Source organism: Flavobacterium artemisiae, assembly GCF_042678225.1.
GTDB lineage: Bacteria > Bacteroidota > Bacteroidia > Flavobacteriales > Flavobacteriaceae > Flavobacterium > Flavobacterium artemisiae.
Window position 1 is genome coordinate 1,203,293 of the sequence record NZ_JBHUDZ010000012.1, and the last position, 16,985, is coordinate 1,220,277.

The 16,985-nt window shown below is 34.5% G+C and carries 10 protein-coding genes; 8 read left to right on the top strand and 2 right to left on the bottom strand.

Annotated elements, in window-relative coordinates; all coding sequences use genetic code 11:
• Window positions 1-8: 8 nt before the first annotated feature.
• The 7 genes from rplA (at window position 9) to ACFSC2_RS16030 (ending at window position 11,746) form a co-directional block, all read left to right on the top strand.
• Window positions 9-698 (top strand): 50S ribosomal protein L1, encoded by a 690-nt coding sequence (gene rplA, locus ACFSC2_RS16000; RefSeq protein ID WP_012024013.1) that lies wholly within the window; start codon window positions 9-11, stop codon window positions 696-698.
• A 22-nt stretch (window positions 699-720) separates the two neighbouring features.
• Window positions 721-1,221: a 50S ribosomal protein L10 gene (gene rplJ / locus ACFSC2_RS16005; protein WP_379814377.1), complete on the top strand. Its 501-nt coding sequence runs from the start codon at window positions 721-723 to the stop codon at window positions 1,219-1,221.
• Between the two features lie 86 nt (window positions 1,222-1,307).
• Window positions 1,308-1,679 carry a 50S ribosomal protein L7/L12 gene (rplL, locus tag ACFSC2_RS16010; protein ID WP_007807437.1) on the top strand — a complete coding sequence of 124 codons (372 nt, stop codon included), beginning with the start codon at window positions 1,308-1,310 and terminating at the stop codon, window positions 1,677-1,679.
• Window positions 1,680-1,946: 267 nt separating this feature from the next.
• Window positions 1,947-5,759, top strand: a complete 3,813-nt coding sequence (gene rpoB / locus ACFSC2_RS16015) for a DNA-directed RNA polymerase subunit beta (RefSeq protein WP_379814375.1) — start codon at window positions 1,947-1,949, stop codon at window positions 5,757-5,759.
• A gap of 257 nt (window positions 5,760-6,016) precedes the next feature.
• The gene (rpoC, locus tag ACFSC2_RS16020; RefSeq protein ID WP_379814373.1) at window positions 6,017-10,324 is read left to right on the top strand and encodes a DNA-directed RNA polymerase subunit beta'; all 4,308 of its coding nucleotides are present in this window, start codon (window positions 6,017-6,019) and stop codon (window positions 10,322-10,324) included.
• 11 nt (window positions 10,325-10,335) lie between these two features.
• Window positions 10,336-10,647, top strand: coding sequence for a DUF3467 domain-containing protein (locus ACFSC2_RS16025; protein ID WP_347050728.1), 312 nt, complete (start codon window positions 10,336-10,338; stop codon window positions 10,645-10,647).
• A 343-nt stretch (window positions 10,648-10,990) separates the two neighbouring features.
• Window positions 10,991-11,746, top strand: coding sequence for a hypothetical protein (locus ACFSC2_RS16030; protein ID WP_379814371.1), 756 nt, complete (start codon window positions 10,991-10,993; stop codon window positions 11,744-11,746).
• A 67-nt stretch (window positions 11,747-11,813) separates the two neighbouring features.
• Here ACFSC2_RS16030 and ACFSC2_RS16035 read toward each other — a convergent pair whose 3' ends face one another.
• Both ACFSC2_RS16035 and ACFSC2_RS16040 read right to left on the bottom strand, forming a co-directional pair.
• Window positions 11,814-13,406: a peptide chain release factor 3 gene (locus tag ACFSC2_RS16035; RefSeq protein WP_379814369.1), complete on the bottom strand. Its 1,593-nt coding sequence runs from the start codon at window positions 13,404-13,406 to the stop codon at window positions 11,814-11,816.
• A gap of 187 nt (window positions 13,407-13,593) precedes the next feature.
• The gene (locus ACFSC2_RS16040; protein ID WP_379814367.1) at window positions 13,594-15,036 is read right to left on the bottom strand and encodes an alpha-amylase; all 1,443 of its coding nucleotides are present in this window, start codon (window positions 15,034-15,036) and stop codon (window positions 13,594-13,596) included.
• Between the two features lie 475 nt (window positions 15,037-15,511).
• On the opposite strand from ACFSC2_RS16040, the gene ACFSC2_RS16045 reads away from it, so the two are divergent.
• The gene (locus tag ACFSC2_RS16045; protein ID WP_379814365.1) at window positions 15,512-16,942 is read left to right on the top strand and encodes a peptidylprolyl isomerase; all 1,431 of its coding nucleotides are present in this window, start codon (window positions 15,512-15,514) and stop codon (window positions 16,940-16,942) included.
• Window positions 16,943-16,985: the final 43 nt, after the last annotated feature.

The window sequence follows — 16,985 nt, forward strand, 5'->3', positions numbered from 1 at the left end:
AAAAAGACATGGCAAAATTAACAAAAAAGCAAAAAGAGGCTGCTTCAAAAATTGAAAAGAACAAATTATACTCTCTAAAAGATGCTGCGGCATTATTGAAAGTTGTTGCTTCTGCAAAATTTGATGAGTCTGTTGATATCGCAGTTCGTTTGGGTGTTGATCCAAGAAAAGCGAATCAAATGGTTAGAGGTGTAGTTACATTACCTCACGGAACTGGTAAGGACGTTAAAGTATTAGCATTGGTTACTCCAGATAAAGAAGCAGAAGCTAGAGAAGCTGGAGCAGATCATGTTGGTCTTGATGATTACTTACAAAAAATTAAAGATGGTTGGACAGATGTTGATGTAATCATCACTATGCCAGCTGTTATGGGTAAATTAGGTCCATTAGGTCGTATTTTAGGACCAAGAGGTTTAATGCCAAACCCTAAGACAGGTACTGTAACTATGGATGTTGCAAAAGCTGTACAAGAGGTTAAAGCTGGTAAAATTGACTTTAAAGTTGATAAAACTGGTATCGTTCATGCAGGAATTGGTAAAGTTTCTTTTGGAGCTGAGCAAATTGTTGACAACGCACACGAAATTATTCAAACATTAATAAAACTTAAACCAACTGCTGCTAAAGGTACATACATCAAAGGTATTCACCTTACTAGCACTATGAGTCCTGCTATTGCATTAGACCCAAAAGCAGTATAATTGGTAGTTAAAAATTTTTAGTATGACTAGAGAAGAAAAATCAATCGCGATTGAAAATTTAACTGCGCAGTTAGCTGGTACAAATATCATTTATGTATCTGATATTTCTGGTTTAAACGCAGAAACAACTTCAAACTTACGTAGAGCTTGTTTTAAAGCTGGTATCAAATTGGAAGTTGTAAAGAACACTTTGCTTGCAAAAGCAATGGAAGCTTCTGCTAATGATTATGGTGATTTACCTACAGTTTTAACTGGTAACAGTGCTATTTTCATTTCTGATGTTGCTAACGCACCTGGGAAAATTATCAAAGATTTCCGTAAGAAATCTGATAAACCTCTTTTAAAAGGAGCATACATCAATTCTGAAGTGTATATTGGAGACAATCAATTAGATGCATTAGCAACTATTAAATCTAAAGAGGAACTTCTTGGAGAACTTATCGGATTATTACAATCTCCAGCTCAAAGAATTATCTCAGCTCTTCAAAATAAATTCGCTGGCGAAGAGTCAGAAGAAGCATAATATAAAAGATCAATGTCTTTTGTGTTATTAAATTCGCACACACAAATAAATTATAATTTTACAAATCATTTTAAACGATAGAAAAAATGGCAGATTTGAAACAATTCGCAGAACAATTAGTTAACCTAACAGTTAAAGAAGTTAACGAATTAGCAACAATATTAAAAGATGAGTATGGTATCGAGCCTGCTGCTGCAGCTGTAGTAGTTGCTGCTGGTGGTGGAGAAGGTGCTGCTGAAGAAGCGCAAACTGAATTTACAGTTGTATTAAAAGAAGCTGGTGCTTCTAAATTAGCAGTTGTGAAATTAGTAAAAGAACTTACAGGTTTAGGTCTTAAAGAAGCTAAAGATGTAGTTGACGGAGCTCCAAGCAACGTTAAAGAAGGTGTTTCTAAAGAAGAGGCTGAAGGTCTTAAAAAATCATTAGAAGAAGCTGGAGCTGTTGTTGAATTAAAATAATTCAACTCGGTTTTAAGAACTAGGTTTAGGTCCTGAGTTAACACTCAAAGGCCTAAACCATTTTTCGTATAATAAAATACATTAAATTTTATTATCAAATAGTTTAATATACGAAAGAGTTTTTGATCAATACGAAGAAAGAAAATTAGACTTAATTTATAGAATTAATTTTTAAAGATGTATTGATTTTAAAAAGAAAGTATAAACTACGCAGTGTGTTTTTACACAAAAAAAATTACTTTTTTTTAATCAAAATTTTGTCCATTGATGATAACAAATCAGACTGAAAGATTGAATTTTGCCTCTACAAAAAATATCCCTGACTATCCAGATTTCTTGGATGTTCAGGTTAAATCTTTTAAAGATTTCTTTCAATTAGAAACGAAATCTGACGAAAGAGGCAACGAAGGGTTATACAACACCTTCATGGAAAACTTCCCAATTACAGATACGAGAAACAACTTCGTATTGGAATTCCTTGATTATTTTGTTGATCCACCACGTTATACAATTCAAGAATGTATAGAGAGAGGTCTTACTTATAGTGTGCCTTTAAAAGCTAGGTTAAAACTATACTGTACAGATCCAGAACACGAAGATTTTGAAACAATTGTGCAAGATGTTTATCTTGGAACAATACCTTACATGACTCCAAGTGGTACTTTTGTAATCAATGGTGCCGAGCGTGTTGTAGTATCTCAATTACACCGTTCTCCAGGGGTTTTCTTTGGACAATCATTCCACGCAAATGGAACTAAACTTTATTCTGCCAGAGTAATTCCTTTTAAAGGATCTTGGATAGAATTTTCTACAGATATCAACAGCGTTATGTACGCTTATATCGATAGAAAGAAAAAATTACCTGTAACAACTTTATTCCGTGCTATCGGATTCGAAAGAGATAAGGATATCCTTGAAATTTTCGACTTAGCAGAAGAAATTAAAGTTTCTAAAACTGGTATTAAGAAATATATTGGAAGAAGACTTGCTGCACGTGTTTTGAACACATGGCACGAGGATTTCGTTGATGAAGATACTGGAGAGGTAGTTTCTATCGAACGTAACGAAATCATCCTTGATCGTGATACAATTATCGACAAAGATAATGTTGAAGAGATCATCGATTCTAACGTAAAATCTATTTTGTTACACAAAGAGGATAACAATCAAGCAGATTATGCTATTATCCACAACACGTTACAAAAAGATCCAACTAACTCTGAAAAAGAAGCTGTAGAGCACATTTACCGTCAGTTGCGTAACGCTGAACCGCCTGATGAGGAAACTGCTCGTGGTATTATAGATAAATTGTTCTTCTCTGACCAACGTTATAACTTAGGTGAAGTAGGTCGTTACAGAATGAACAAGAAATTGAATTTAGATATCCCTATGGATAAGCAAGTGCTTACCAAAGAAGATATCATTACAATTGTAAAATATTTGATCGAATTGATCAACTCTAAAGCAGAGATTGATGATATTGATCACTTATCAAACCGTCGTGTTAGAACAGTTGGTGAACAATTGTCTCAACAATTCGGTGTTGGTTTAGCACGTATGGCTAGAACTATTCGTGAGAGAATGAACGTTAGAGATAACGAGGTGTTTACACCAATTGATTTGATTAATGCTAAAACATTATCATCAGTTATCAACTCTTTCTTTGGTACTAACCAGTTGTCTCAATTTATGGATCAAACGAATCCATTAGCTGAGATTACACACAAAAGAAGACTTTCTGCACTTGGACCAGGTGGACTTTCGAGAGAGAGAGCTGGTTTCGAGGTTCGTGACGTTCACTATACTCACTATGGTCGTTTATGTCCGATTGAAACCCCTGAGGGACCAAACATTGGTTTGATTTCATCTCTTGGTGTTTATGCAAAAGTAAACGGAATGGGATTCATCGAAACTCCATACCGTAAAGTAACTAATGGTGTAGTTGATTTAGAAAGTACGCCAGTTTACTTAAGTGCTGAAGAAGAAGAAGGTAAAATGATTGCTCAGGCAAACATTGAAATGGACGCTTCTGGTAAAATTACAGCTAGCAATGTTATTGCTCGTGAGGAAGGTGACTTCCCGGTTGTTGAGCCATCAGTAGTTCATTATACAGACGTTGCTCCTAACCAGATCGCTTCGATTTCTGCATCTTTGATTCCTTTCTTGGAGCATGATGATGCGAACCGTGCGTTGATGGGATCGAACATGATGCGTCAGGCAGTTCCTTTGATCCGTCCTGAAGCACCAATTGTAGGTACAGGTTTAGAGCGTCAGGTAGCTTCTGATTCTAGAGTATTAATCAATGCTGAAGGGCATGGAACTGTAGAATACGTAGATGCTAACATCATTACTATTAAATACGATCGTACAGAAGACGAAAGAATGGTAAGTTTTGATGCTGATGAGAAAACGTACAATTTAATTAAATTTAGAAAAACCAATCAAGGTACAAGTATCAACTTGAAACCAATCGTAAGAAGAGGTGATAGAGTTGTTCCTGGACAAGTATTGTCTGAAGGATATGCTACTCAAAATGGAGAATTAGCTTTAGGTAGAAACTTAAAAGTTGCGTTCATGCCATGGAAAGGGTACAACTTCGAGGATGCGATTGTAATTTCTGAAAAAGTAGTTCGTGATGATATTTTTACATCTATCCACGTTGATGATTATTCATTAGAGGTTAGAGATACTAAGTTAGGAAACGAAGAGTTAACAAACGATATTCCTAACGTTTCTGAAGAAGCTACTAAAGATTTAGATGAAAACGGTATGATCAGAATTGGAGCAGAGGTTAAGCCTGGCGACATTCTAATCGGAAAAATTACACCAAAAGGAGAATCAGATCCAACTCCAGAAGAGAAATTGCTTCGTGCAATCTTCGGGGATAAAGCTGGTGATGTAAAAGATGCTTCATTAAAAGCTTCTCCATCTTTACATGGTGTAGTTCTTGACAAAAAATTATTTGCAAGAGCCGTAAAAGATAAACGTAAACGTACTCAGGATAAAGATGCTTTAGGCGCTTTAGAAATGGAGTTTGAAACTAAATTTGTTGAATTAAAAGACAGATTAGTTGAAAAATTATTCTTGATCGTTAACGGAAAAACATCTCAAGGTGTAATGAATGATTTGGGTGAAGAAGTTTTACCAAAAGGTAAAAAATATACTCAAAAAATGCTTTACGCAGTAGAAGATTTTGCTCACTTAAGCAAAGGTCAATGGGTTGCTGATGATGCTACGAATAAAATGGTTAATGATTTGATTCATAACTATAAAATTAAGCTAAACGACTTACAAGGATCTTTAAGAAGAGAGAAATTCACTATTACAGTTGGAGATGAATTACCATCTGGAATCTTGAAATTGGCTAAGATTTATATTGCTAAGAAACGTAAGTTGAAAGTAGGGGATAAAATGGCAGGACGTCACGGTAACAAAGGTATTGTTGCAAGAATCGTTCGTCATGAAGATATGCCTTTCTTGGAAGACGGAACGCCGGTTGATATCGTGTTGAACCCACTTGGGGTACCTTCACGTATGAACATCGGTCAGATTTATGAGACTGTATTAGGTTGGGCTGGTATGAACTTGGGTAGAAAATTTGCTACTCCAATTTTTGACGGTGCTTCTCTAGACGAGATCAATGCTTTGACTGATGAGGCTAACGTACCACGTTTTGGACATACTTACCTTTATGATGGTGGAACTGGAGAGCGTTTTGCACAAAAAGCGACTGTGGGTGTAATTTACATGCTTAAATTAGGACACATGGTTGATGATAAGATGCACGCACGTTCTATCGGACCATACTCATTGATTACGCAACAACCACTTGGAGGTAAAGCTCAATTTGGAGGTCAGCGTTTTGGAGAGATGGAGGTTTGGGCACTTGAGGCTTATGGAGCTTCTAGTACACTACGTGAAATCTTAACTGTTAAGTCTGATGATGTTATTGGTAGAGCTAAAACTTACGAAGCTATCGTTAAGGGAGAAACTATGCCAGAACCAGGTTTACCAGAATCATTCAATGTATTAATGCACGAATTGAAAGGTCTAGGATTAGATCTTCGTTTGGAAGAATAATAAAAGTTTTGTAATCGGTCCCGATAAAAATCGGGACTGATTACTCATTTATATCAGTTTTTAAAGATTTATACCCGTAACCCGTTCCGATTTTTTATAATAATGCAAGGCATTTTATAACTAGCGCTTCAAATAAGAGTTTGAAGTTTAGAGAAGTAACCCGAGGTAGTAGCGAATGATTAACTCTTTAATTTTTGAGGAGTAGATTATAAATCTAAATCAATTTTTTAATTGCAAATAAATCAATAGTAAAAACTATGATGAATAACAGAAACAATAAAGATAAAAATCCAGTAAAAAGATTTAACAAAATCTCTATTGGATTGGCTTCACCAGAATCTATCTTGAAAGAATCAAGAGGAGAGGTTTTAAAGCCAGAAACAATCAACTATAGAACGCACAAACCAGAGCGTGACGGACTTTTCTGCGAAAGAATCTTCGGACCAGTAAAAGATTTCGAATGTGCTTGTGGTAAGTATAAAAGAATTCGTTACAAAGGTATCATTTGCGACCGTTGTGGTGTTGAAGTTACTGAGAAAAAAGTACGTCGTGATAGAGTAGGACACATCAACCTTGTTGTGCCAATTGCTCATATCTGGTACTTCCGTTCTCTTCCAAACAAAATTGGTTATATCCTTGGTCTTCCATCTAAGAAATTAGATATGATTATTTACTACGAAAGATACGTAGTAATTCAAGCTGGTATTGCTAAAAATGCAGATGGAGAATCATTACAGAGATTAGATTTCTTAACTGAAGAAGAATACCTAAACATTTTAGATACTCTTCCGCAAGAAAATCAATATTTAGATGATTTAGATCCAAATAAATTTGTTGCCAAAATGGGAGCAGAGTGTATTATGGATTTATTAGCTCGTATCGACTTAGATGCTTTATCTTATGAATTAAGACACAGCGCTAACAACGAGACTTCTAAGCAAAGAAAAACGGAAGCTTTAAAAAGATTACAAGTTGTGGAGTCTTTCCGTGAGTCTAACTTAAACCGCGAAAACCGTCCAGAATGGATGATCATGAAAGTGGTTCCAGTTATTCCGCCAGAATTACGTCCGCTTGTGCCACTTGATGGAGGTCGTTTTGCAACTTCAGATTTGAACGATTTATATCGTCGTGTAATTATTCGTAACAACCGTTTGAAAAGATTAATGGAGATTAAAGCTCCAGAAGTTATCTTAAGAAACGAGAAACGTATGTTACAAGAATCTGTAGATTCATTATTCGATAACACACGTAAAGCTTCTGCTGTTAAAACAGAATCTAACAGACCATTAAAATCATTATCTGACTCATTAAAAGGTAAACAAGGACGTTTCCGTCAAAACCTTTTAGGAAAACGTGTGGATTATTCTGCTCGTTCGGTAATTGTCGTTGGTCCGGAGTTAAAATTATATGAGTGCGGATTGCCAAAAGATATGGCGTCTGAGTTATACAAACCTTTCGTTATCCGTAAATTGATTGAAAGAGGTATTGTAAAAACAGTAAAATCTGCTAAGAAAATCATTGACAAAAAGGAGCCTGTAGTTTGGGATATCCTTGAAAACGTAATTAAAGGACACCCAGTATTACTTAACCGTGCTCCTACTTTGCACAGACTTGGTATTCAGGCATTCCAGCCAAAATTAATTGAAGGAAAAGCGATCCAGTTACACCCATTAGTATGTACGGCTTTCAACGCCGATTTCGATGGTGACCAGATGGCGGTTCACTTACCATTAGGACCAGAGGCTATTTTAGAGGCACAATTATTAATGTTGGCTTCTCACAATATCTTGAACCCTGCAAATGGTGCTCCAATTACTGTACCTTCTCAGGACATGGTCTTGGGTCTATACTATATGACCAAAGAGCGTATTTCTACAGAAGATCACAAAATTATTGGTCAGGATTTGACTTTCTATTCTGCTGAAGAAGTAAACATTGCATTAAACGAAGGAAGATTAGAATTGAATGCTCGTGTGAAAATCCGCGCAAAAGATTTTAATGACGCTGGAGAATTAGTGTATCAAATTATTCAAACAACTGCTGGACGTGTATTATTTAACGAAGTAGTACCTGAAGCAGCTGGATACATCAATGACGTATTGACTAAGAAAAACCTTAGAGATATTATCGGACACATTTTAAGTGTGACTGATGTACCTACAACGGCAGCTTTCTTGGATAATATGAAAGATATGGGGTATAAATTCGCATTTAGAGGAGGTTTATCATTCTCTTTAGGTGATATTAGAATTCCAGAACAAAAAACGAAGTTAATTGCAGATGCCAGAGAGCAAGTTGAAGGTATCTCAACTAACTATAACATGGGTCTTATTACCAATAACGAGCGTTACAACCAAGTTATTGACGTATGGACTTCTGCGAATGCTCAGCTTACAGAATTAGCAATGAAAAATATTAGAGAAGACCAACAAGGTTTCAACTCTGTATATATGATGCTTGACTCTGGGGCGAGGGGTTCTAAGGAGCAGATTCGTCAGTTAACAGGTATGCGTGGTTTGATGGCTAAGCCTAAAAAATCTACTGCCGGTGGTGGTGAGATTATTGAAAACCCGATTCTTTCTAACTTTAAGGAAGGTCTTTCGATCCTTGAGTACTTCATTTCTACTCACGGTGCTCGTAAAGGTCTTGCGGATACGGCTCTTAAAACGGCCGATGCTGGTTACTTGACAAGAAGGCTTCATGACGTTTCTCAAGATGTTATTGTTAACATCGAAGATTGTGGAACTTTAAGAGGTGTTGAAGTTTCTGCATTGAAGAAAAATGAGGAAATCGTTGAATCTTTAGGAGAGAGAATTCTTGGACGTGTTGCATTGCAAGACGTAATTAATCCTCTTACTAACGAAGTAATGGTTCAATCAGGTCAACAAATTACTGAAGCAATTATGAGAACTATCGAAGCTTCTCCAATTGAAAAAGTAGAAGTTAGATCTCCATTAACTTGTGAAGCTTTAAAAGGTATTTGTGCTAAATGTTACGGTAGAAACTTAGCTACTGGTAAGATGACACAAAGAGGTGAAGCTGTCGGAGTTATTGCAGCTCAGTCTATTGGAGAGCCAGGTACACAGTTAACACTTCGTACGTTCCACGTTGGAGGGGTTGCTGGAGGTATCTCTGAAGAGTCTAGTATTGTTACAAGATTCGCAGGTAGACTTGAAATTGAAGATTTAAAAACAGTTAAAGGTGAAGACGGAGAAGGAAACTCTGTTGATATCGTAGTTTCTCGTTCAACTGAATTAAAATTAGTTGACGAAAAAACTGGAATTGTTTTAAATACACATAACATTCCTTACGGATCTAGTATTTTTGTTAATGATGGAGATACTGTTGCTAAAGGAACTGTAATCTGTAAATGGGATCCATATAACGGTGTAATTGTTTCTGAGTTTACTGGTAAGATTGCTTACGAGGATTTAGAGCAAGGACAATCGTTCATGGTGGAGATCGATGAGCAGACTGGTTTCCAAGAAAAAGTAATTTCTGAGGCTAGAAACAAAAAATTAATCCCAACTTTATTGGTTTACGGTAAAGAAGGTGAATTGATTCGTTCTTACAACTTACCAGTAGGTGCACACTTAATGGTTGAAAATGGTGAGAAAATTAAAGCAGGTAAAGTATTAGTGAAAATCCCACGTCGTTCTTCTAAAGCAGGAGATATCACGGGAGGTTTACCAAGAATTACTGAGTTGCTTGAGGCTCGTAACCCTTCTAACCCAGCAGTTGTATCTGAAATTGATGGTGTTGTATCTTTCGGTAAAATTAAGAGAGGTAACCGTGAGATCGTTATCGAGTCTAAATTTGGTGAGATTAAAAAGTATTTAGTTAAACTTTCTAGCCAGATCTTAGTACAAGAAAATGACTTCGTAAGAGCGGGAGTTCCATTGTCTGATGGTGCAATTACGCCAGATGATATCTTAAGAATTCAAGGTCCAGCTGCTGTTCAACAGTACTTGGTAAATGAAATTCAAGAGGTTTACCGTTTACAAGGGGTAAAAATTAATGACAAGCACTTTGAGGTAGTTATTCGTCAAATGATGCGTAAAGTAAGAGTTCAGGATCCAGGGGATACTTTATTCTTAGAAGACCAATTAATTCATACTAAAGATTTCATCGTTCAAAACGATAAATTATACGGTATGAAAGTGGTTGAAGATGCTGGAGATTCTTCAGTATTGAAACCAGGTCAGATCATTACACCTCGTGAATTACGTGATGAAAATTCATTACTAAAACGTACAGATAAAAATCTTGTTGTAGCAAGAGACGTAATCACTGCAACTGCAACGCCAGTTTTACAAGGTATTACAAGAGCTTCGTTACAAACTAAATCATTCATTTCTGCGGCTTCATTCCAGGAGACAACGAAAGTACTTAACGAAGCTGCTGTAGCTGGTAAAGTAGATGACTTAGAAGGATTAAAAGAAAATGTAATTGTTGGACACAGAATTCCTGCGGGAACTGGTATGAGAGAGTACGATAACACAATCGTAGGATCTAAAGACGATTACAACGAAATGATGGCTAATAAAGAAGAATACATTTATTAATTTAGGAAACTATGAGTAATCCGAAACAACAACAAGAGCAAATTAATATTGAGTTAGATGAAAATATTGCAGAAGGAATTTATTCTAATCTTGCAATTATCAATCACTCATCATCAGAATTTGTTTTAGATTTTGTGAGCATTATGCCCGGTATTCCTAAAGCCAAGGTAAAGTCAAGAATTGTCTTGACACCACAACATGCTAAAAGATTATTGAGAGCAATTGGAGAAAACATCCATAGATTTGAGGCCGCTCATGGCGAAATCAAAGAAACGGAACAAGCACCAATTCCGCTTAATTTTGGTCCTGCGGGACAAGCATAAATTTAGAAACCCCACTTTTAGTGGGGTTTTTTATTACAATTCATTTTTGTATCGAAGATGCAGTTCGTCTGATTTTATTTCCTTTAATCGAGTATTTTTTACTTTTTTGTGGGATTAATCTAATTTAGTAATTCCTTATAAATGGAATTTTTTGAGATATAATGACTTAGTAAGGTTGCATTAATTCAAATAAAAAAAAGCGCTAAATCAATTTTAGCGCTTTTTTTATGCCATAATTAAATTACAGATAATTATTTTTAAGTCTTTTCCAACCTTTTTGCGAAACAGAGCATCTATATAAGTAAGAATCATTTTTAAATGGTTTTAACTTAAATAGAATAATATGAAAAAGAAATTTACTTTAGAAATAGCAAATCCTTGTTCTGAAAATTTTGATCAAATGATTCCGAACGCTGGAGGTTCATTTTGTAATTCTTGTGCGAAAAATGTAATTGACTTAAGCAGGAAAACAAACTCTGAGGTAGCTAAGTTTATTTCAGAAAATAAAGAAAAAAATATTTGTGCGCGATTAAAAGCAACTCAATTAGAAGAAGAATTTCAATATAATGAAACATCTAAGATCAATAATTTGAAGTATGCTGCAGTTGCTGCTTCTATTCTATTTATTTCAAATAATGTGGAAGGACAAGAAAAAGCAGTAATAGATGTAACTGTAAATTGTGCAAAACCAGCTTACGCTATTGGTAAAGTTGTAACGACACAAAATAAAGAAGAAAAAATTTCCTTTTTTATAAAAGGGAAATTACTAGAAGCCAAAACAAAGAAACCGTTTGATAAAAAAACGTATTGGAATTTAGTTATCAATATCAATAACTCCGAAAGTGCTGCAAAAGTAAATGCGAAAACAGGAGAATTTTCTATTCAAGTTAAAGTTTTAAAATATAGTAAAACACTAACAGTAACGATCATGGGAAATGATCATTATCTCTCCAAAACAATTGATTTTGATATAGAATCCGTTAAGAATAATGTTTTATTACAGAATGTAATTATTTCTTCTGATGACCTTGGAAGGATTTATATTGCTGGCGGACTGGGGATTAATTATATTGACAAAAAGAAAACTAGAGAAATTTAGTTGTTACAAATAAAAAAGGCTGTTTAGAATTTAAAACAGCCTTTTTTAATTTATTCAAAGTTTAGATTTAATCAAACTCTGATGTAAAATATAACTTCACACTTGGATATTTACTTTGTGTCATTTGAATTGTAAAATCAGAATCGGCTAAAAATACCAATTGGCCATATTTATCATGTGCTAAGAATTTTTGTTTAATTCGTTTAAATTCTTTAAACTCTTCGTTCTTTGAGTCATCAGGTTTTACCCAGCAAGCTTTGTGAACAGGGAAGTTTTCGTAAGTACATTTTGCACCATATTCGTGTTCTAAACGATATTGAATAACCTCATATTGAAGTGCTCCAACAGTTCCGATTACTTTTCGGTTGTTCATTTCTAAGGTAAATAACTGTGCCACACCTTCATCCATTAATTGATCGACACCTTTATCAAGCTGTTTTGCTTTCATCGGATCGGCATTATTAATGTATCTAAAGTGCTCTGGAGAGAAACTTGGAATTCCTTTAAAACTCATCACTTCGCCTTCAGTCAAAGTATCTCCAATTTTAAAGTTTCCAGTATCGTGCAAACCAACGATATCACCAGGGTACGAAATATCTACAATCTCTTTTTTCTCAGCGAAAAAGGCATTAGGACTTGAGAATTTTAAATTTTTCTTCTGACGAACGTGGTAATAGGGTTTATTTCTTTCGAAAGTTCCGGAAACAATTTTAATAAAAGCCAAACGATCGCGGTGTTTTGGATCCATATTAGCATGGATTTTAAATACAAAACCACTCATTTTTTGTTCCGTTGGATCAACCAAACGAGTTTCAGAATCTTTTGGTCGTGGAGAAGGAGCGATTGTTACGAAACAATCCAACAACTCACGAACTCCAAAATTATTTAAAGCTGAACCAAAAAATACTGGCTGAATTTTTCCATCCAAATAATCTTGACGTTCAAATTTAGGATATACTTCATCAATTAATTCTAATTCTTCTCGAAGCCTTGTTGCTGCTTTTTCACCGACAATTTTATCCAATTCAGGATTATTTTGAACATCAGAAAAAGCAATAGTTTCTTCAATATTTTTACGGCTGTCTCCGCTGAAAAGATTGATGTTTTCTTCCCATAAGTTGTAAATTCCTTGGAAATCGTAACCCATTCCGATTGGGAAACTTAATGGAGTTACTTTTAAACCTAATTTTTGTTCTACTTCATCCATCAAATCAAACGCATCTTTACCTTCGCGGTCTAATTTGTTGATGAAAACAATCATCGGAATATTACGCATTCTACAAACAGCAACTAATTTTTCCGTTTGTTCCTCAACCCCTTTTGCAACGTCAATTACAACAATAACACTGTCTACAGCGGTTAAAGTTCTGAATGTATCTTCAGCAAAATCCTTGTGTCCAGGTGTGTCAAGGATGTTGATTTTTTTGTCTTTATAATTAAAAGCAAGTACAGAAGTCGAAACCGAGATACCTCTTTGGCGTTCGATTTCCATGAAATCTGATGTTGCTCCTTTTTTAATTTTATTGTTTTTTACCGCACCAGCTTCCTGAATTGCACCTCCAAACAACAATAATTTTTCAGTTAAAGTTGTTTTACCGGCATCGGGGTGTGATATAATTCCGAATGTTCTTCTGCGTTGTATTTCTTTTAAAAAGCTCATATTTCGTATAAATAGGTTGCAAAAGTACTATTAATTACGGCTTAATAAAAATATTCAGTTCGTAAATTGAAGTGTCTTGATTTGGAGTTATTTTTTTAGTCGCGAATTACATGAATTAGCACTAATTAATTTGTAATTAAAAAAGGCTGTCCAATAAGAACAGCCTTTAGAATAGTCATTTTTAAAATTACTGATTAATTGACCAAATTGAATATCCTTTTGGAGGACATTGTATTTTTACCCATTTATCTGCCTGAGTTGTTGGGTACCAAGTTGAGTTTCCGGTGAAATCTTTAATTTGAGTATTCGCCCAATTAGTCTGAATCCATCTTTCCTGCCAAACATCTGAGTTGTTAATGTAAACAACTAACCCAGGATTTCCGTTGTAACCGTTTCTTCTTGCAACATATTCGTCATTATCAGAATATAAAATTGAAGTGGTTCCAGTTGCTTTATTGTTGTGAATCCAAATCAGATTATTCAATTTATTTTTGTCTAACCATTCTTCGTAATCTCTATAAAAAATTGTAGGGTAACCTTCGTGAGTCAATATATAAGAGTAAGCTAGCATTTTACTCCAAATTTCGTCTGTATCATGATTGGTTACAAAAGTTACCGCTTTGTACGGATTTCTTTTCCACATCATGTCATCATTTAGTAATGCTAAATTGTTTCCGTCAAATGCATCATTCATTTTATAATAACAAGCAAAATCAAAAACAGAGCTATTTGCATTATTGGCCCAATCATTTAATATATTAACATTGGAATCCCATAATTCACCTACCGAAAATCCGCCTACGTTTGCATTCCAGTCTCTTACGACCCACGATCCAAAACCTTTTACATAATCAAATCTCCAGCCGTCAAATTTCATGGTGTTTTTATAATATTTACCAACTCCATCAGCTCTTTTCCATAACCAATCCTGCACATAAGGATCAGCATGACATAAATCTGGAAATCCTCCAAAAGAACCTTCATCATTATTACCGTAACTGTTTTTATAAAAATTAGCATAAGTACGTTTGAATTTTCCAGATGCAATTCCGTTAAAATTTGTCCAAGTATTTGTTCCTGTAAAAGGATTCGCTTCTGATTGTCCGCCGCTATTGTGATTAATTACAATATCTGCATAGACTTTAATATTTTCGGTGTGAGCGGCTGTAATTAAATTTACCAATTCCGTTTTTGAACCAAATCTAGTTTCTGTAGTTCCATTTTGATTGTAATCTCCAAAATCGAAATAATCCGTTGGGTCATATCCCATAGAAAAAGCACCATTTTGGGCTTTTGAAGCAGGTGGAAGCCAAATCGATCCAATTCCCGCATTTCCCCATGCGGTTACTTTACTGCTCACGGTGTTCCACCAAGTACCACCAGCAGGAACATCCCAATAAAAAGCCTGCATCATAACTCCACCTCCCGGATTATCTACATATTTTCCTGTAGGAGATGAATTTGAAATTCCTGTGCTAAAAGGTTTTCCATCGTGATTGGTTACATTAATAATTTTAAACTGTTGGCTTTCAGCTTTTGAATCGATTTCAGATACTTCATTAGAAGTACAAGCTCCTAAAATAACTGTGGCTGCGGTCAGGAGACACATCGATAATCTGGTTTTTTTCATAATAGTTTGGGTTTAAGGTTAAATAGTTAAGATGTGTAATTGATAAAATTGTATGTTTTTAATTGAAATATTCCCATTTTAAAACACTTAAAATTATTAATTACGCATCTAAAGTATGTTTTTTTTGATTTGATTAAATTTATAGGAAAAAATTTATATCACGAAAACGTTGTAGTGTTAAAAACTTTTTAATTTAGCCGCTAAAAACACTTTTTAACTCTTTCAATATCTTTTAATTACAGGTTAACAGAAGTTTGAAATGATTTCTATCTTAGAAATTACAATACTGGTCTATAATTTTTTGTTAATAGTATAGCAGATAGTTGTATTATGTAATTGAATTGTTATTTTTGTTCGTTATAAGTTATAAAAGAACTAGGCGTTAATTATTTATGCAATTAGATTCATTGGTATAAAAATTAACTTAGAGCAAAAATCTAAAGCAGGTCTTTACATTCAAATAAAATTTTAAATAATGTTATTAAAAAAATTACAGCTAAAAACAATTGATTGCAGCTTAATGTTAGCAGTTTGTTTTTCATTTTTTTTCACTTCAATCGTTGCTGCGCAGGAAGTTATTCCAGATGCGGTAGCGCAAAAACCTGCTGAAATGCCTACTGGAGGTAAGCTAAAAATTGATGGTATTATTGCCACTGTTGGAGATTATATTGTTCTGGATTCTGATATTGATAAAGGATTTTTAGAAATTGCTGCTCAAGGCGGTTCTACAAAAGATATTACAAGATGCCAAATGCTGGGTAAGCTTTTGGAGGATAAATTATATGCACACCAAGCCATTCAAGATAGTATTATTGTAAGCGATGCCGAAGTAAGAACTATGATGGAGGACCGTTTAAACTATATGGTACAGCAAGTTGGAAATATTGACGAAGTTGTAAAATACTATAAAAAGAGTTCTGTAGAAGAATTTAAAACTTATTTTTCGGACATCTTAAAAGAACAAAAATTGGCCTCAGAAATGAGAGATAAAATTGTTAAAGATGTAGAAATTACGCCAGAGGAGGTTCGTAATTTCTTTAAGAAAATACCAAAAGAAGAACTTCCTACTTTTGGAGCCGAAATGGAAGTGGCGCAAATTGTAGTGGAGCCTAAAATTTCTGCAGAAGATAAGCAAAAAGTTAAGGATAGATTAATTGCGATTAAAAAAGATGTTTTAGAAGGATCTAGTTTTGCTACTAAAGCAGTTTTGTATTCTCAAGATCCAGGATCATCTAAAAACGGAGGTTATTACAAAATGACTAGAAAAACACCGTTTGTTAAAGAATTTAAAGATGTAGCTTTTAGTTTGCAGGAAGGTGAGATTTCAGAGCCTTTTGAGACTACTTTCGGTTTCCATATTATTATGGTAGATAAAATAAAAGGACAAGAAGTTGAATTGCGCCATATCTTAATTTCTCCAACAGTTTCTGAAGCTGCGTTAAAAGAAGCAAAAGAAAGAATAACAAACATTAGAAATAAAATTGTTAGTAAAGAGATTACATTTGCAGATGCAGCAAGAACTGAGTCTGATGAAAAAGAAACGAGAACTAACGGAGGAACTTTGGTAAACCCAACAACTCAAGATACTCGATTTGAATTGACAAAAATGGATCCTGCTTTGTACAGTCAAGTTTCTAATTTGAAAGACGATGAAATCTCTCAACCTCTTTTAAATACCGATGATAAAGGTAAAAAAACGTATAAATTGATTACTGTTACAAACAGAATTGATCAGCATACTGCAGATTATGCTAAAGATTATACTAAGATTAAAGAATTAGCATTAAAAGAAAAACAAATCAGTGCAATTGCAAAATGGTTTGACACTAAAATTAAAGATACTTACATCAAAATTATTGGAGAATACAGAAGCTGCGATTTTGCAAATAACTGGTTGAAAAAATAATTTTTATTAAACAAATAAAAAGAGTTAGTTTTATGATTTCATA